The sequence below is a fragment of the Pseudomonas fluorescens genome, assembly GCF_001902145.1.
GTDB lineage: Bacteria > Pseudomonadota > Gammaproteobacteria > Pseudomonadales > Pseudomonadaceae > Aquipseudomonas > Aquipseudomonas fluorescens_BV.
On sequence record NZ_MRST01000009.1, the window covers coordinates 26,757 to 43,881 of the forward strand.

Below are 17,125 nucleotides of genomic sequence, written 5' to 3' on the forward strand. Positions count from 1 at the left end.
AGTTGGGGTCAGCCAGCGGAACGTTGCTGGCTGGGAGGGAAGCGATGGGGCGCCTGGATCCGCGCTTGCAGGGTGTCGACGAAGGCGCGCGCCTCAGCTTCACTGCGGAAGGTGATGGCTTCGCCGTCGAGACGAACTTGCCATAGCTTGCCTGGGGATTTTGCTAACGCTCTTATCAGGATTTTCATTGCTGACTTCCTCACGTAAAAGAATCGTGGCAAAGGCGGCCAATATAAACCTGAACGGGCTCATAGATATGACAAGGATCAACTCTCGGACTAATGGTGTCGTCCATTACCTACGTAGATAACGGACGACACTGACAGCCGTTTTTTCAGAACCCTTCCAGCACGATCTTGCCCTTGGCCTTGCCGCTTTCCAGCAGGGCGTGGGCGCGACGCAGGTTTGCTGCATTGATCACACCGAAGTGCTCGCCTACCGTGGTTTTCAGGGTGCCGGCGTCGATCAGTTCGGCCACGCGGTTGAGCAGGTTGTGCTGCTCGATCATGTCTGGCGTCTCGAACATCGAACGGGTGTACATGAACTCCCAGTGCAGCGACAGGCTCTTGCGCTTGAGTTTGCTCACATCCAAGGCCTTGGGGTCATCGATCAACGCCAACTTGCCTTGGGGTTGCAGCGCTTCGACCAGTTGGTCCAGGTGATGCTCGGTCTGGGTCAGGCTGGCAACGTGGGTGACTTGCCCGTGCCCGGCCTGTTTCAACGCTTCGCTCAGCGGCTGGCTGTGGTCGATCACCACGTGTGCACCCAGGCCCTTGGCCCATGCCTGGGTCTCGGGGCGCGAGGCGGTGCCGATGACCTTCAACGCGGTGAGCTGGTTGGCCAACTGAGTCAGGATCGACCCCACGCCACCGGCAGCGCCGACGATCAGCAGGCTCTGGCCTTGATCGTCTTTGCCTTCAGTCACCTGCAAACGTTCGAACAACAGCTCCCACGCGGTGATGGCGGTCAACGGCAGCGCGGCCGCTTCGGCAAACCCCAGGCTGTGGGGCATATGGCCGACGATGCGCTCGTCAACAGTGTGCAGTTCGCTGTTGCCGCCTGGGCGTACCAGGGAACCGGCGTAGTAGACCTTGTCGCCGGCCTTGAACAACGTCACGTCACTGCCGACCGCCTTGACCACACCCGCCACGTCCCAACCCAACACCTTGGCGGCGCCATTTTCCGGGGCGACGTTCTGGCGCACCTTGGTGTCCACCGGGTTGACCGAGATGGCTTTGACTTCCACCAACAGGTCACGGGGGCCGGCCACGGGGGCTGGTAGTTCGATGTCTTGCAGGGATTCTGGATCGTTGATCGGCAGTGAGGCGTAGTAGGCGATGGCTTTCATGGTGGCTCCAAGTGAATACGGTCAAGGTAGGAGCGAGCTTGCTCGCGAAAATCGTTAACGATGACGCGGTGTTTCTGGTTTAACGCGTCGTCCTTGGGGTTTCGCGAGCAAGCTCGCTCCTACAAAAAGGCGGGATCAGGCGAGAAATTTCAGGCGCTTGAGTTCGAAGTGTTCGATCACATCGGCGGCCTTGGCGCGAAAGCTCTGGATATGCGTGCTCTGGTCGTGGTCGGCCAGCGCAGCGTCGTCGCTCCAGCGCTCGAGCATGTAGAAGGTCTCGGGGTGTTGCAGGTCCTGGTGCAGGTCGTACTGCTCGCAACCGGCTTCCAGGCGGGTCGGTTCCAGCAGGCCGCGCAGCAGGGTTTCCAGGGTGGCGTGCTGGCCGGGTTTGGCGATCAGCGTGGCGATGACATTAAAAGCGGTGGACATAGTCGACTCCTGGCACGGGTTAACGGGATGGGCAGATGATTGGCTATTTCCCACGCCGATAAAAGCGGCTAAAACAGCAGGCTGTTTCAACCAAATATTGATAATGAGCGGTAATGCATGCTGCGTTTTGATGATTTGCAGTTGTTTGTGCGGGCAGCGGACTTGGGCAGCCTGTCGGCTGCGGCGCGGGTCATGGACCTGTCACCGGCGGTGGCCAGTGCCGCGCTCAAGCGTATCGAACAGCAACTGGGTACGCGCTTGCTGGCGCGCTCCACCCGCAGCCTGCGCCTGACGGCCGAAGGTGAGGGCTTCCTTGCGTACGCGCGGGCGTCACTGAGCGCGCTGGATGAAGGGCGGCGCCTATTGGCCAGTGGCCAGGATCACGTCAGTGGTGTGCTGCAATTGTCGGCACCCTCGGATTTCGGCCGCAACCAACTGTTGCCGTGGCTGGATGCGTTCCAGCAGGAGCATCCGCAACTGAACGTGCGCCTGTTGCTCGGTGATCGCATCGCCGACCTGTTCCGCCAGCCCGTGGACATTGCCCTGCGTTACGGCGAACCCGAAGACTCCAGCCTGATTGCGCTGCCCATCGCCCCGGACAATGTCCGCGTACTCTGCGCCGCCCCCAGTTACCTCGCCCGGCATGGCGAGCCGCGCCATCTGGAGCAATTGGCCCAGCACAATTGCCTGCTGTACATGCTCGGCAGCCGCGTCCACGACCACTGGGGTTTTTACGATGGCAAGCGCCATGTAAGCCTGACGGTCAGCGGCGATCGCTTCAGCGATGACGCTGATGTGGTGCGCCGCTGGGCGGTGGCGGGCATGGGTATTGCCTACAAGTCCTGGCTGGATGTGAGCACCGATGTGCTGGCCGGGCGCTTGCGTTTGATCCTGCCGGAACTGCAGGGTGAGCGCACCCCGCTCAACCTGCTGTGCGCCCACCGTGCGCAATTGAGTAAACCCATCAATCTGCTGCGGGACATGCTCGTGTCCCGTTGTGCGACATTGACGGCGCAGCGACCGGGGCGAATGGCTTCTCGGCAATAGCCTGCGCCACGCTCGGAAGTTTCACTCATATCCTGTCCTGATCTGTACTGTCAGACGCCGCGGAACCTACAGCCTGCGCACCTATACTTGGGCGTCAACCGCAGCAGACAAAATGGTTTAACAGGGAGTGAATACATGGGAGCAGCACCTTGCATCAGTCAGATCGCCAGCTTGCTCGCCGAGCCTAAACGCACGGCCATGCTCTGGGCCTTGATGGACGGTTCGGCGAAGTCTTCAGAAGAGCTGGCGACGCTGGCCGGGTTGTCGCCGGCGTCAGCCAATGCACATTTGGCGCGGCTGTCCGGCAGCGGCCTGTTGCGAATCGAGGCGCGGCGGGGCCAGCGCCTGTTTCGTGTAGCGGCGGCCGATGTCAGTGCCGCCATTGATGCGCTGGCCAGCACCACTATGGCCAGTGCGGCCCGCAGCACACCTGATGTTTTGCCAGCGGCGCTGCGCGCACCGCTGTTGCTGCGCCGTGCCCGCTGGTGCCATGGCCACCTCGGCGGCGAGCTGGCGGCGCAGCTGTATCAACGGATGCTTGCGGCCGGGTGGATCGAACGCCATGAGCCGCGTACAGAGGTGACGCCCAAGGGCGTGCAGGCGTTGGCGCAGTTGGGCATTTTTACCCAGGCATTGGCATCGCCGCTGGCCTGCGACTGTTTCGACTGGAGCCAGCAACAACCCCACCTGGGCGGTGCGTTGGGGGCGGGCTTGATGCAACTGTTTCTGCAGGCGAACTGGATCAGCGTAATCAACGAGTCACGGGCCTTGTCGGTCAATGACGTGGGGCTTGAGCACATAGCTGGCATTGCCAAGCTGTAGGAGCGAGCTTGCTCGCGAAAAATTTGAGTGCGCCGCGTTTTATCCAGATGCCCCGCGTTATCGTTAACGTTCTTCGCGAGCAAGCTCGCTCCTACAGGTGCTGGCGTCGTTCTCAGCTGTCGTCAGGTCGCATCCAGCAATAGTCGGCGCAAACGATGCGGCACACTCGCAAGGGGGATTTTTCATACGAGGGGTGTGGCATGGGTAGGCAGGGTTATAGCGCGGCGGAACGCCTGGAACGGTTGCCCATCAGCGGTTACCACCGAATCATTTTCATCGTCATCGCCCTGGCGTTTTTCTTTGACTCCATGGACCTGGCGATGATGACCTTCCTGTTGGGCTCGATCAAAACCGAGTTTGGCCTGAGCACGGCCCAGGCCGGGTTGCTGGCCAGTTCGAGTTTTTTCGGCATGGTGGTGGGGGCTTCGCTGTCCGGGATGCTTGCTGATCGCTTCGGTCGCAAACCGGTGTTTCAGTGGAGCATCGTACTCTGGGGGTTGGCGAGCTACTTGTGTTCCACGGCGCAGACGGTGGAGACGCTGACGTTGTTTCGGATCCTGCTGGGCATTGGCATGGGCATGGAGTTTCCTATTGCCCAGTCGATGTTGTCAGAGCTGATCCCCGCCAAAAGACGCGGGCGTTATATCGCGTTGATGGATGGTTTCTGGCCGTTGGGCTTTGTGGCTGCGGGCGTACTGTCTTACTTCTTGTTGCCGGTGATTGGCTGGCGCGACATCTTCCTGGTGCTGGCGGTACCGGCGGTATTCGTGCTGGCTATCCGCTTCTTTATCCCGGAGTCACCGCGTTGGCTGGAACAGGCGGGGCGCCATGAAGCGGCGGACAAGGTCTTGCTTGGCATCGAGCAGAAGGTGCGCGATTCCCTGGGCCGCGACGACTTGCCGGAGCCAATTGCTTTGCCACGGGTAGAGAGTACGCCGGGGACGTTTTTCTCCGCGTTCCAGCAGTTGTGGTCGGCGCAGTACCGCCAACGCACGGTGATGATCTGGAGCGTGTGGTTCTTTGCCCTGCTCGGGTTCTACGGGTTGACGTCGTGGTTGAGTGCGTTGTTGCAGCAATCGGGTTTTGCCGTGACCCAGTCGGTGTATTACACGGTGATCATTTCCCTGGGCGGAATCCCGGGCTTTTTGATGGCCGCGTGGTTGGTCGAGCGCTGGGGGCGCAAGCCCGTGTGCGTGGTGACCCTGCTGGGCGGCGGGGTGATGGCGTTTTTGTATGGGCAGAGCGCAGTGTTTGGCGGCAACGTGGGCCTGCTGATCACCTCGGGGTTGTTGATGCAGTTCTTCCTGTTTGGCATGTGGGCGGTGCTGTACACCTACACGCCGGAGTTGTATCCCACCTCGGCACGTGCGACAGGCTCGGGGTTTGCGTCGGCAATTGGGCGGGTTGGCTCGTTGTTGGGGCCGTTGGTGACCGGGTTGGTGTTCCCGGTAACCGGGCAGGGCGGGGTATTTGCCTTGGGCGCGCTGTGTTTTGCGGTGGCGGCGCTGGTGGTGTGGCTGTTCGGGATGGAGACCAAGGGCAAAACCCTGGAAGAACTCAGCGAAATCTAAAGGACAATGCAAAACCAATGTGGGAGCGGGCTTGCTCGCGAAGGCGGCGTGTCAGTCGATGCAACTGTAGACTGATTCACCGCATTCGCGAGCAAGCCCGCTCCCACATTTAGCCCGCGTTCATCCAATGATTGCCGGTTATGGCTTCACGAGCCGCGCATCCAGGCTGTTCTGCGCCAGGCGTTTGGCCTGGTCCTGGGTCATGCCCAGGGAGGTGTGCAGCGCATGGAAGTTCTCGGTGACATAGCCGCCGAAGTACGCCGGGTCATCCGAATTCACGGTGACCTTCACGCCACGCTCGAGCATGTCGAGGATGTTGTGCTGGGCCATGTCGTCGAACACGCAGAGCTTGGTGTTAGACAGCGGGCACACGGTCAGCGGGATCTGCTCGTCGATGATGCGCTGCATCAAACGCTCATCTTCGATGGCGCGCACGCCATGGTCGATGCGCTGGATTTTCAGCAGGTCGATGGCTTCCCAGATGTACTCGGGCGGGCCTTCTTCGCCGGCGTGGGCCACGGTCAGGAAGCCTTCGTGACGGGCACGGTCGAACACGCGCTGGAACTTGCTCGGTGGGTGGCCCATTTCCGAGCTGTCCAGGCCCACGGCCACGAAGGCGTCACGGAACGGCAGCGCCTGGTCGAGGGTTTTCTGCGCTTCGTCTTCGCTCAGGTGGCGCAGGAAGCTGAGGATCAAACCGCTGGTGATGCCCAGTTGCTGCTCGCCGTCTTTAAGCGCAGCGGCGATGCCGTTGAGCACCACTTCGAACGGTACGCCACGGTCGGTGTGGGTTTGCGGGTCGAAGAAAGGTTCGGTGTGGATCACGTTCTGGGCCTTGCAGCGCAGCAGGTAGGCCCAGGTCAGGTCGTAGAAGTCCTGGGACGTGCGCAGCACATCGGCGCCCTTGTAATACAGGTCGAGAAACTCTTGCAGGTTGTTGAAGGCGTAGGCCTTGCGCAGGGTTTCGACGTCGTTCCATGGCAGCGCAATCTTGTTGCGCTCGGCCAGGGCGAACAGCAACTCAGGCTCCAGCGAGCCTTCCAGGTGCAGGTGCAATTCAGCCTTGGGCAGGGCGTTGAGCCAATCGTACATGTTTAAAATCTCATCAGGTGCAATGGCGGCATTCTACAGGCCATGGCTGAAATAATCGGCAAAACCTGACCAGCAGGAGAGTATTTCTGTCACTCACGCAAGGGTGACCTGAACTAAGGTGTAACGAAACGTTAGCAGCTCGGCGCAGTCTTTACCCCATCAATGACTGATCCGCTGTAAAAAAGGCCCGGAATGCTCACATCCCTCAAGCAAGAAAAATTCATGCTGCTGGCGCTGATTGCCGCCATCGCCGCCTACCCGCTGGAACACTGGATGCTCCACAGCGGCCAACTGGTTGCGCTGCTGGCCGGCTTTGCGCTGATCGCGTTTATCGTGATGGCGTCGATGCGCGTGGCCCATCACGCCGAACAGTTGGCGGAAAAAGTCGGCGACCCCTACGGCACCATGATCCTGACCCTCGCCGCGGTATTGGTGGAAGTGGTGATCCTGGCGATCATGATGAGTAACGAGCCATCGCCCACCCTGGTGCGCGACACCATCTACTCAGCGGTGATGCTCGATATCAACGGTATCCTCGGCCTGGCCGCGCTGATGGGCGGCATCAAGCATGGCGAACAGTCCTACAACGATGACTCGGCGCGCACCTACAGTGTGATGATTCTTACCGCCATGGGGGTGTCGATGGTGGTACCGGAATTTATCCCCGAAGCGGACTGGAAAATTTACTCTGCCTTCACCATTGGCGCGATGGTGGTGCTTTACACCTTGTTCCTGCGCATGCAGGTGGGGCCGCACAGTTATTTCTTCAGCTACAGCTACCCGGAAAAGCGCCGCAAGAAACAACCGGAAGACGAGCACGCGCCGTCTGTCAGCCTGACGTTTTCCATTGCGACTCTGGTGTTTGGGGTGATCGTGATTGGCGCGCTGGCCGAGGTGATGTCCAAGACCCTCGACCTGGGCCTGGAAGGCACAGGCGCACCGCCGGTGATTACCGCGATTGTGGTGGCGGCTATCTCTGCCGCGCCGGAAATCCTCACGGCACTGCGCGCCGCGTTGGCCAACCGCATGCAATCGGTGGTCAACATCGCGCTGGGGGCTTCGTTGTCTACGGTGATCCTGACGGTGCCGGTGATGGAAGCCATGGCGCTCTACACCGGGCAGCCGTTCCAGATGGCGATGACGCCGGTGCAAACGGTGATGGTGTTGATCACGCTGATCGTCAGCGCGATCAACCTCAACGATGGTGAAACCAATGCGATAGAAGGGATGACGCATTTTGTGTTGTTTGCGACCTTTATCATGCTGTCGCTGTTGGGTTTGTAACCGAGTTAAAAGGTGGCACAGATCCAATGTGGGAGCGGGCTTGCTCGCGAATGCGCTGTGTCAGTCAGTACATCTGTGACTGAACCACCGCATTCGCGAGCAAGCCCGCTCCCACATTTTTGATTGGCGCCTGGCTTAGATACCCGCGATCAACTGCCGCGCCGCCTGGCTGTGATCGGCGATCAAGCCCTTGAGGTCCAGGCCTTCGACTTGGCCGTCGATCACCCGCCATTGACCCGCGATCATCACCCGGTCTGCCCGGTCCGCGCCGCACAGCAGCAGTGCGGAAATGGGGTCATGGCTGCCGGAGAAGCGCAGCTCATCGAGCTTGAACAGTGCCAGGTCCGCCTGTTTGCCTACTGCCAACTCGCCAATATCCGTGCGCCCCAGCAACTGCGCCGAGCCCTTGGTGGCCCAGCCGAGTACGCCTTCGGGGGTGATCTTTTCCGCGCCGTAGCGCAGGCGCTGAATGTACAGGGCCTGGCGGGCTTCAAGGATCATGTTCGAGGCGTCGTTGGAGGCCGAGCCGTCCACGCCCAAGCCGATCGGGGCGCCGGCGGCGAGCAGGTCCAGGGTGGGGCAGATGCCGGAGGCCAGGCGCATATTCGAGCTTGGGCAATGGCAGATGCCGGTGCCGGCGGCGCCCAGGCGCGCTATTTCGTCCGGGTTGAAGTGAATGCCGTGGGCCAGCCAGGTGCGCGGGCCGAGCCAGCCGACGCTGTCGAGGTAATCCACGGTACGCAGCCCGAAGCGTTGCAGGCAGAAATCTTCCTCGTCGAGGGTTTCCGCCAAGTGGGTGTGCAGGCGCACGTCCAGCTGGTTGGCCAGCTCGGCGCTGGCTTGCATGATTTCCGGGGTGACGGAAAACGGCGAGCACGGCGCCAGGGCGATCTGGATCTGCGCGCCGTCACCGCGCTGGTGATATTCGCGGATCAGGCGCTGGCTGTCTTCGAGGATCACCTGGCCTTGCTGCACCGTTTGCTGCGGTGGCAGGCCGCCATCGGCTTCACCCAGGCTCATGGAACCGCGGGTGAGCATGGCGCGCATCCCCAGTTCGCGCACGGTCTCTACCTGCACATCAATGGCGTTTTCCAAGCCATCGGGGAACAGGTAGTGGTGATCGGCCGCCGTGGTGCAGCCCGAGAGCAGCAATTCGGCCAGAGCGACTTTGCTGGCCAGGGCGAGTTTTGCCGGGGTGAGGCGCGCCCATACCGGGTACAGGGTTTTCAGCCAGGGAAACAGCGGTTGGTTGACCACCGGGCCCCAGGCACGGGTCAGGGTTTGATAGAAGTGGTGGTGGGTATTGATCAGCCCAGGCAGCACCACATGCTCGCGGGCATCGAACACCTGCGCGCAGGGGTGTGCAGGCGCTTGCCCTTGGGCCAGCACCTCGGTGATGACACCGTCTTGCAGCACCAGGCCGCCACGGGCATCGAAGCCATTGGCAGTGAAAATCGCGAGGGGGTTTTTTAACCAGATACGGGTCGCAGGCATTGGCCGGCTCCTCTGAATGATGGGTTCAGGTTTGCCAGCTCAGTGTTGCCCTGTCTGCTGATCCAGGGTCGCCGGGGAGGGCGAGGTGGGCAGTTTACCTCTGTGGGAGCGAGCTTGCTCGCGAAAATCGTCAACGATGACGCGGGCAGTCTGGTTTAACGCAGTGCCTGGCGTTCTTCGCGAGCAAGCTCGCTCCCACAGTTGGGGGTGGCTACCAGGCGATGGTGTCGCCCTTGTAGTCGACGAAGTGATGACCACCTTTGCCGGTGTAGGCATTCACCTGGTCCACCAGGCCGCGCACGCTGGTCTCGACGTCGATGTGCGCGTTTTCGCCGCCCATGTCGGTCTTTACCCAACCCGGGTGCAGCGACAGCACCGTCGGCTTGTGCTCGCCAAGTTGCGTAATAAAGCTATTGGTCATCGAATTGAGGGCGGCCTTGCTGGCCTTGTACAAAGCCAGGTCCGAGTTGTCGGGAATGGTCACGCTGCCCAGCACCGAACTCATGAAAGCCAGCACGCCGGTATCTTTGCGGATCTGCCCGACAAAGCGCTGGGCCAGGTTGATCGGCGCTATGGCGTTGGTGAAAAACAGCTGGCCGACTTCCGCGAGGGTAGCGTGGCCCGGCTCCTGGTTCGCCGGGCCCTTGACGCCGGCGTTGACGAACAGCAGGTCAAAGGTGCGATCTTTCAGGCGTTGGGCCAGGGCGATCACAGCTTGTTGATCGTCCATATCCAGCTTCTCGATCTGCACCGGCCCCACGGCGTTCAGGGCATCGGCCTTGTTCGGATCGCGCACGGTGGCGATCACGTCCCAGCCGTCCTGAAGCAGTTGCTTGACCAGGCCAAGGCCCAGCCCGCGCGAGGCGCCGATGATCAGTGCGGTTTTTGGCGTAGACATGAAAGGCTTCCTTTGAAATCGCGGTTCAGGGAGTTCAGCACATAACAGTGGCAGTTTCAGCGTTCCAGCAAGATGCGCCCACGGCTCAGGTCGGCGAGCTGGGTTTGCAGGGTGTCGATGTGTGCCTCCCCCAGTGCGAGCTGCAGCTCCACGCCGTTGGCGGTGAAGATTTCTTCCACCACGAGTCCGCCGAGTTCAGCGACACGCAGCTTTACCAGGTTCAGCTCGGAGAACCCGCAGGCGCAGCTCAGGGGCACGCGGCTGATCAGCTCGATGCGCTCGGCATTTTGCAGGCATTTATTGGCCCCACCGCCATAGGCGCGGGCCAACCCACCGGTGCCCAGTTGGATGCCGCCGTACCAGCGGATCACCAAGACGGCCACCTGATCAAAGCCCTGGGCCTCGATGGCCGCGAGGATTGGGCGCCCGGCGGTGCCACCGGGTTCGCCGTCATCGCTGCTGCGGTATTGATCGCCCAGCTTCCAGGCCCAGCAGTTGTGCGTGGCGTTCAGGTCGCTGTGTTGCTCGAAAAACGCTTGGGCGTCCTGCGGGCTGGTAATCGGTGCCGCCAAGGTGATAAAGCGGCTTTTGCGTATTTCTTCACGAAACTCGCAAAAGCCGGTGAGCGTAAAAGGCATAAATCGCTTCGTTTATAGGGCTGGCTTGATGCCGCAGCCTTTGAGAATGATATGGATCAGGTTGGTGCCGGCATCTTCCATGTCCTGCTTGGTCAGCTTGGTGCGACCGGTGACGCGGCAGATCTGGGTGGCGAAGTCGGCGTAGTGCTGGGTGCTGCCCCACAGCAGGAAGATCAGGTGCACGGGGTCGACGGGGTCCATTTTGCCGGCGTCGATCCAGGCCTGGAACACTGCGGCACGGCCACTGAACCAGGCCCGATAGTCTTGGCCGAAATATTCAGTGAGGCATTCGCCACCGCTGATGATCTCCATGGCGAAGATCCGCGAGGCTTGGGGTTGGCGGCGCGAGAATTCCATCTTGGTACGGATGTAGCGAGCGAGCGCCACGGCCGGGTCGTCCTCGGCGGTCAGCGCGTTGAAGGTGCTGTCCCACAGTTCGAGGATATTGCTCAGCACTGCGATATACAGGCCCAGCTTGTTGGTGAAGTAGTAGTGCAAGTTGGCCTTGGGCAGCCCGGCACTGGCAGCGATGGTGTTCATGCTGGTGCCTTTGTAGCCATGGCGCGCGAATTCATCTTCAGCAGCCTGGAGAATCGCTTGTTCGTTCTTTTGCCGAATGCGGCTGGCGGGTTTACCGGCGTGGTTGCTGTGGGCAGGAACTTCGAGGCTCATGGAGGTTTCCGTGCTGATCGATAGAGACGACGTGTGCACAGATAACCCACCCTCAAGCCTCAGACAAGTCCTGATGCAATAAAACCGTCAAAGCGGTTCCAGGCTGTCGCGTTCCGGGCTGGGGTTTGCGGCGGCGGTACTTGCCTTGGCCTCCGGCAGTAACAGGCACAGGAGGATGGCAGTGATACCGCCGCTGGTGATGGCGGAGTCGAACAGGTTCTGCACCAGTGTCGGCATCAGGTGCAGCAGGTTGGGTTGCGCGGCGATACCCAGGCCAACCCCGAACGAGGTGGCGATAATCAGCATGCTGCGTCGATCCAGCGGTGCCTGGGCGAGAATGCGCACGCCGGCCGCGGCCACACTGCCGAACATCACCAGGGTCGCGCCGCCCAGTACCGGCTTGGGGATTTGCTGCAGCACGGCGCCGATCAGCGGAAACAGGCCCAGACAGAACAGCAACACGCCGATGTATAAACCGACGTAGCGGCTGGCCACGCCGGTGAGTTGGATCACGCCATTGTTCTGCGCAAACGTGGTGTTGGGGAAAGCGCTGAAGGCGGCGGCGATCATGCAGCTCACCCCATCGCCGAGGACCCCGCCCTTGAGCCGGCTTATATAAGAAGGGCCGCTGATGGGCTGGCGGGCGATCATGCAATTGGCGGTGAGGTCGCCGACGGTTTCGATGCTGCTGATCAGATAAATCAGCGCAATCGGCAGGAAGGCGCTCCAGTCGAAGTTGAAACCAAAGCGGAATGGCGTAGGAAGGCTGACCAGTGGCAGGTCAGGCAAAGCCTGGGGAACCAGTTTGCCACTTAGCCACGCCGCCAGGCTGCCCAGGGCCAGGCCAATGATGATGGCCGACAGGCGTACCGAGGGGGTGTTCGAGCGGTTGAGCAGGATGATCGTCAGCACCACGAACAGGCCCAGCGCCAGGTTGGCGGGGGCGCCGAAGTCCGGTGCATTGAAACCGCCGCCGAGGTCGGTGATCCCCACTTTGATCAGGCTGATGCCGATCAGCGTAATCACAATCCCGGTTACCAGCGGTGTGATCACTCGGCGCAGTTGGCCGATAAAGCGGCTCAATACAATCTGCACCGCCGCGCCGAAGAAGCACACGCCGAAAATCATCGCCAGAATGTCTTCCGGGCTGCCGCCGCGTTGTTTCACCAGAAAGCCTGCAGACAGCACCGCGCCGAGAAACGCAAAGCTGGTGCCTTGCAGGCAGATCATGCCGGCACCGATACCAAACGGCCTGCGTGCCTGGATGAAGGTGCCTACGCCGGAAACCATCAACGCCATGCTGATCAGGTAGGGCAAGTGGGCGGTGAGGCCGAGGGTGGAGCCAATAATCAGGGGCGGGGTGATGATGCCGACGAACGCCGCCAACACATGTTGCAGCGCCGCGAGTAGAGCGGGCAGTGGTTTCGGCCGGTCGTTGAGGCCGTAGATCAGGTCGCTGGGGCTGGAGGATTCTGGGGGCATGGCGGGTAAACTCAAGGCGGACGGTTCAAGGTCCTTGAGTCCTTGCAAAAAGCTGTCCATGTGCTCAGCTTTTTGTGCGAGGCCCGAATCAGCGGGTGGCGGCCAGGCTTTCGAGGAAGCTTTCCAGCACCAAATGAGGGCGACGGCCCTTGCGCGTGACCGATGCCAGGCTCAAATCGTAAAAACGTGTAGCCGGTTTCAGCGCGCGCAGTCGGCCCTGTTGCACCCACAGGCTGGCGTAATGGTCGGGCAAGTAACCGATATAGCGCCCGGTGAGAATCAGGAACGCCATGCCTTCGCGGTCTGACGCACTGGCGGTGCAGTTGAGCGCCTGGTAATGGGCCTGGATTTCCGCGGGTAAGCGGAAGGTGGGGGCGATGGCGTCCTGGCTGTCGACGCGCTCGTCGTCGAGTTGCTTGTTGTCGGCGTAGAACAGCGGGTGGCCGACCGCGCAATAGAGCAAGGAGCGTTCGCTGTACAACGGCTGGTATTCCAGGCCCGACAGTGCGCTGGCCTGGGGCACCACACCGACGTGCAGGCGACCGTCGAGTACGCCTTGCTCCACTTCATTGGGGGCGATCATGCGGATCTGGATCTGCACGTCCGGGCCGCGTTCCTTCAACTGCGCCAATGCGTGGGTGATGCGCATATGGGGCAGAGTGACAAGGTTATCGGTGAGGCCAATGATCAACTCGCCGCGCAAATGTTGGTGCAGGCCGTTGACCTCGGTGCGAAAACTTTCAAGGGCACTCAGCAGTTGCAGGGCAGATTGATAGACCTCGCGGCCTTCTTCTGTCAGGGAAAAACCGGCGCGGCCGCGTTGGCAGAGTCGTAGGCCGAGTCGTTGCTCAAGGTCGCTCATCTGCTGGCTGATGGCCGAGCGACCGATGCCAAGGACGGTTTCCGCTGCCGAGAAGCCGCCACACTCCACCACACTGCGAAAGATGCGCAGCAGGCGAATATCGAAGTCACTGACTTGGGCCAAAGGGTCGGGACGACGGCTGCTCATAGTTTAGTGAAGTCCTGACTGAAGGTTAGAAGAGTTGAATTTCATCGACTTTATCCCCGTGGCAATTTAGCTGCAACAACGCTTTTTCAATCCCGACGCTGCCTGTTGCCCTGCGAGGTTTTGCTGATGAACATGCCCGAAAACGCCCCATCGTCCCTGGCCAGCCAATTGAAGCTGGATGCGCACTGGATGCCTTACACCGCCAACCGCAACTTCCAGCGCGATCCACGCCTGATCGTGGCCGCCGAAGGTAGCTGGTTGACCGATGACAAGGGGCGCAAGGTCTATGATTCGTTGTCGGGCCTTTGGACCTGTGGCGCCGGGCATACGCGCAAGGAAATCCAGGAGGCGGTCGCCAAGCAATTGGGCACCTTGGACTACTCTCCAGGCTTCCAATACGGTCATCCGTTGTCCTTCCAGTTGGCGGAAAAGATCACCGACCTGACCCCGGGCAACCTGAATCATGTGTTCTTCACCGATTCGGGCTCTGAATGTGCCGATACGGCGGTGAAGATGGTGCGGGCCTACTGGCGCCTGAAAGGCCAGGCCACGAAGACCAAGATGATCGGTCGCGCCCGTGGTTACCACGGCGTGAACATCGCTGGTACCAGCCTGGGCGGTGTGAACGGTAACCGTAAGCTGTTTGGCCAGGCGATGATGGATGTTGACCATCTGCCTCACACCTTGCTGGCCAGCAACGCCTTCTCCCGGGGCATGCCGGAGCAGGGCGGTATTGCCTTGGCCGATGAGTTGCTCAAGCTGATCGAGCTGCATGACGCGTCGAACATCGCAGCCGTGTTTGTCGAGCCGATGGCCGGTTCCGCTGGCGTATTGGTGCCACCGCAGGGTTATCTCAAGCGTCTGCGCGAAATTTGCGACCAGCACAATATCCTGTTGGTGTTCGACGAAGTGATCACGGGCTTTGGCCGCACCGGCTCGATGTTCGGTGCCGACAGCTTCGGCGTGACCCCGGACCTGATGTGCATCGCCAAGCAAGTCACCAACGGCGCGATCCCGATGGGCGCGGTGATTGCCAGCAGCGAGATCTACCAGACCTTCATGAACCAGGCGACGCCGGAATACGCAGTGGAATTCCCCCACGGCTACACCTACTCGGCGCACCCGGTGGCTTGCGCGGCGGGCTTGGCGGCATTGGACCTGTTGCAGAAAGAAAACCTGGTGCAGAGCGTAGCCGAAGTCGCACCGCACTTTGAGAACGCGCTGCACGGTTTGAAGGGCAGCAAGAATGTGATCGACATTCGCAACTACGGCCTGGCCGGTGCGATTCAGATTGCTCCGCGTGATGGAGATGCCATCGTGCGTCCATTCGAGGCCGGCATGGCGTTGTGGAAAGCCGGTTTCTATGTGCGTTTTGGCGGTGACACCCTGCAGTTCGGGCCAACCTTCAACAGCAAGCCGCAGGACCTGGACCGTCTGTTTGACGCGGTCGGCGAAGTGCTGAACAAGATCGACTGATTTCTCCTTCTATATAGAACAATTTTTCAGGAGCCCTGCATGAGCCTTATCCAGCATTTGATCAACGGTGAACTGGTCAACGACAGCGGTCGTAGTGCCGACGTCTACAACCCGTCTACCGGCCAGGTGATTCACCAGGTGCCTTTGGCCAGCCGTGAAACCATTCAACAGGCGATTGACTCAGCCAAGGCGGCGTTTCCGGCTTGGCGCAATACGCCGCCGGCCAAGCGTGCCCAGGTGATGTTCCGTTTCAAGCAACTGCTGGAGCAGAACGAAGCACGGATCTCGCAGTTGATCAGCGAAGAACATGGCAAGACCCTGGAAGACGCCGCCGGTGAACTCAAGCGTGGGATCGAGAACGTGGAGTACGCGTGCTCGGCGCCGGAGATTCTCAAGGGTGAATATAGCCGCAACGTAGGGCCGAACATTGATGCATGGTCGGACTTCCAGCCGCTGGGCGTGGTGGCGGGTATCACCCCGTTCAACTTCCCCGCGATGGTGCCGTTGTGGATGTACCCGCTGGCGATTGTCTGCGGTAACTGTTTCATCCTTAAACCGTCGGAGCGCGACCCGAGTTCGACGCTGTTGATCGCGCAATTGTTGCAGGAAGCCGGGCTGCCCAAAGGCGTGCTCAGTGTGGTGCATGGCGACAAGGGCGCGGTGGATGCATTGATCGAAGCGCCGGAAGTCAAAGCCTTGAGCTTTGTAGGCTCGACGCCGATTGCCGAGTACATCTATTCCGAAGCGACCAAACGTGGCAAACGCGTGCAGGCGCTGGGCGGGGCGAAGAACCACGCAGTGCTGATGCCGGATGCAGACCTGGATAACGCGGTGAGTGCCCTGATGGGCGCGGCTTATGGCTCCTGCGGTGAGCGTTGCATGGCGATCTCAGTGGCTGTGTGCGTGGGCGACCAGGTAGCGGATGCGTTGATCGCCAAGCTGGTGCCGCAGGTCAAGGCGTTGAAGATTGGTGCGGGCACTTCTTGCGGCCTGGATATGGGCCCGTTGGTGACGGGGCAGGCACGGGATAAAGTCAGTGGCTATATAGAAGATGGTGTGTCGGCGGGGGCTGAGCTGGTCGTTGATGGCCGTGGCTTGAGTGTTGCCGGACATGAGCAAGGTTTTTTCCTCGGTGGCAGCTTGTTTGACCGCGTCACCCCTGAGATGCGTATCTATAAAGAAGAGATCTTTGGGCCGGTGCTGTGCGTAGTGCGGGTGGATAGCCTGGAAGCGGCGATGCAACTGATCAATGATCATGAATACGGTAACGGTACCTGCATCTTCACCCGTGACGGTGAAGCGGCGCGTCTGTTCTGTGATGAGATTGAGGTCGGCATGGTGGGTGTTAACGTGCCGCTGCCTGTTCCGGTTGCGTATCACAGCTTTGGTGGCTGGAAACGTTCGCTGTTTGGCGACTTGCATGCCTATGGGCCGGACGGGGTGCGTTTCTATACCCGTCGCAAGGCGATCACCCAGCGTTGGCCGCAACGGGCCAGCCATGAAGCGTCGCAATTCGCCTTCCCTAGCCTGTAAGGCTCGGTAGGTAAAAGGCCGGCCCCTTGGGGCCGGCCTTTGCGTTATTGGGGCTTTTTTGACTGATATGACAGAAATGTGAAAAAGAAGGTTGACGGCAGATTCCAGAGGCCTATAATTCGCCCCACTTCCGGCGCGTTCGAAACGGAAAACTCCTTGGTAAACAATGAGTTAAGAAGTTTTCGGCAGCAAGTTGCTTCAGCTCATCGAAGCCAAAAGGAAGTTGAAAAAGAGGTGTTGACAGCAGCGTGTAACGCTGTAGAATTCGCCTCCCGCTTACGAGAGATCGCAAGCGCAAGTGGTTGAAGTTGTTGAAGAAATCTTCGAAAA

17 protein-coding genes are annotated in these 17,125 nt (G+C 60.4%); 6 read left to right on the forward strand and 11 right to left on the reverse strand.

Going from position 1 to position 17,125, the window contains the following annotated elements; translation table 11 throughout:
• Positions 1-8: 8 nt before the first annotated feature.
• From BUE92_RS00390 to BUE92_RS00400, 3 genes are all read right to left on the reverse strand, one after another.
• A complete protein-coding gene (locus BUE92_RS00390; protein ID WP_073521482.1) occupies positions 9-188 on the reverse strand; it encodes a hypothetical protein in 180 nt (59 codons plus the stop codon).
• Between the two features lie 146 nt (positions 189-334).
• Positions 335-1,348: a zinc-binding alcohol dehydrogenase family protein gene (locus tag BUE92_RS00395; RefSeq protein WP_073521483.1), complete on the reverse strand. Its 1,014-nt coding sequence runs from the start codon at positions 1,346-1,348 to the stop codon at positions 335-337.
• Positions 1,349-1,483: 135 nt separating this feature from the next.
• Positions 1,484-1,777 carry a putative quinol monooxygenase gene (locus BUE92_RS00400; RefSeq protein WP_073521484.1) on the reverse strand — a complete coding sequence of 98 codons (294 nt, stop codon included), beginning with the start codon at positions 1,775-1,777 and terminating at the stop codon, positions 1,484-1,486.
• A gap of 117 nt (positions 1,778-1,894) precedes the next feature.
• Between BUE92_RS00400 and BUE92_RS00405 the strand changes: the two genes are divergently transcribed.
• From BUE92_RS00405 to BUE92_RS00415, 3 genes are all read left to right on the forward strand, one after another.
• A complete protein-coding gene (locus BUE92_RS00405) occupies positions 1,895-2,824 on the forward strand; it encodes a LysR family transcriptional regulator (RefSeq protein ID WP_073521485.1) in 930 nt (309 codons plus the stop codon).
• 135 nt (positions 2,825-2,959) lie between these two features.
• On the forward strand, positions 2,960-3,646 hold the full coding sequence (locus BUE92_RS00410) for an ArsR/SmtB family transcription factor (RefSeq protein WP_073521486.1): 687 nt from the start codon (positions 2,960-2,962) through the stop codon (positions 3,644-3,646).
• A 200-nt stretch (positions 3,647-3,846) separates the two neighbouring features.
• Positions 3,847-5,217 (forward strand): MFS transporter, encoded by a 1,371-nt coding sequence (locus BUE92_RS00415; protein WP_073521487.1) that lies wholly within the window; start codon positions 3,847-3,849, stop codon positions 5,215-5,217.
• 138 nt (positions 5,218-5,355) lie between these two features.
• Here BUE92_RS00415 and BUE92_RS00420 read toward each other — a convergent pair whose 3' ends face one another.
• On the reverse strand, positions 5,356-6,309 hold the full coding sequence (locus BUE92_RS00420) for an adenosine deaminase (RefSeq protein ID WP_014716772.1): 954 nt from the start codon (positions 6,307-6,309) through the stop codon (positions 5,356-5,358).
• Between the two features lie 192 nt (positions 6,310-6,501).
• On the opposite strand from BUE92_RS00420, the gene BUE92_RS00425 reads away from it, so the two are divergent.
• Complete coding sequence (locus tag BUE92_RS00425; protein ID WP_073521488.1) at positions 6,502-7,593, forward strand: calcium:proton antiporter; 1,092 nt, start codon at positions 6,502-6,504, stop codon at positions 7,591-7,593.
• Positions 7,594-7,728: 135 nt separating this feature from the next.
• Here BUE92_RS00425 and BUE92_RS00430 read toward each other — a convergent pair whose 3' ends face one another.
• From BUE92_RS00430 to BUE92_RS00455, 6 genes are all read right to left on the reverse strand, one after another.
• A complete protein-coding gene (locus tag BUE92_RS00430) occupies positions 7,729-9,087 on the reverse strand; it encodes an 8-oxoguanine deaminase (protein WP_073521489.1) in 1,359 nt (452 codons plus the stop codon).
• Positions 9,088-9,298: 211 nt separating this feature from the next.
• Positions 9,299-9,985, reverse strand: coding sequence for an SDR family oxidoreductase (locus BUE92_RS00435; protein ID WP_073521490.1), 687 nt, complete (start codon positions 9,983-9,985; stop codon positions 9,299-9,301).
• Between the two features lie 56 nt (positions 9,986-10,041).
• Positions 10,042-10,623 (reverse strand): IMPACT family protein, encoded by a 582-nt coding sequence (locus BUE92_RS00440; RefSeq protein ID WP_073521491.1) that lies wholly within the window; start codon positions 10,621-10,623, stop codon positions 10,042-10,044.
• Positions 10,624-10,635: 12 nt separating this feature from the next.
• Complete coding sequence (locus BUE92_RS00445; RefSeq protein ID WP_005784489.1) at positions 10,636-11,295, reverse strand: TetR/AcrR family transcriptional regulator; 660 nt, start codon at positions 11,293-11,295, stop codon at positions 10,636-10,638.
• Positions 11,296-11,382: 87 nt separating this feature from the next.
• Positions 11,383-12,777 carry a uracil-xanthine permease family protein gene (locus BUE92_RS00450; protein ID WP_073521492.1) on the reverse strand — a complete coding sequence of 465 codons (1,395 nt, stop codon included), beginning with the start codon at positions 12,775-12,777 and terminating at the stop codon, positions 11,383-11,385.
• A gap of 88 nt (positions 12,778-12,865) precedes the next feature.
• The gene (locus tag BUE92_RS00455) at positions 12,866-13,786 is read right to left on the reverse strand and encodes a LysR family transcriptional regulator (protein ID WP_034125912.1); all 921 of its coding nucleotides are present in this window, start codon (positions 13,784-13,786) and stop codon (positions 12,866-12,868) included.
• Positions 13,787-13,912: 126 nt separating this feature from the next.
• On the opposite strand from BUE92_RS00455, the gene BUE92_RS00460 reads away from it, so the two are divergent.
• Both BUE92_RS00460 and BUE92_RS00465 read left to right on the forward strand, forming a co-directional pair.
• Entirely contained in the window at positions 13,913-15,262 is a 1,350-nt protein-coding gene (locus tag BUE92_RS00460; RefSeq protein WP_003188272.1) for an aspartate aminotransferase family protein, read from the forward strand.
• Positions 15,263-15,301: 39 nt separating this feature from the next.
• Positions 15,302-16,795, forward strand: a complete 1,494-nt coding sequence (locus BUE92_RS00465) for a CoA-acylating methylmalonate-semialdehyde dehydrogenase (protein ID WP_014716778.1) — start codon at positions 15,302-15,304, stop codon at positions 16,793-16,795.
• A gap of 112 nt (positions 16,796-16,907) precedes the next feature.
• Here the strand turns inward: BUE92_RS00465 and BUE92_RS28590 are convergent.
• A partial coding sequence (locus BUE92_RS28590; protein WP_218599044.1) for a hypothetical protein occupies positions 16,908-17,125 on the reverse strand: 218 nt, incomplete at its 5' end.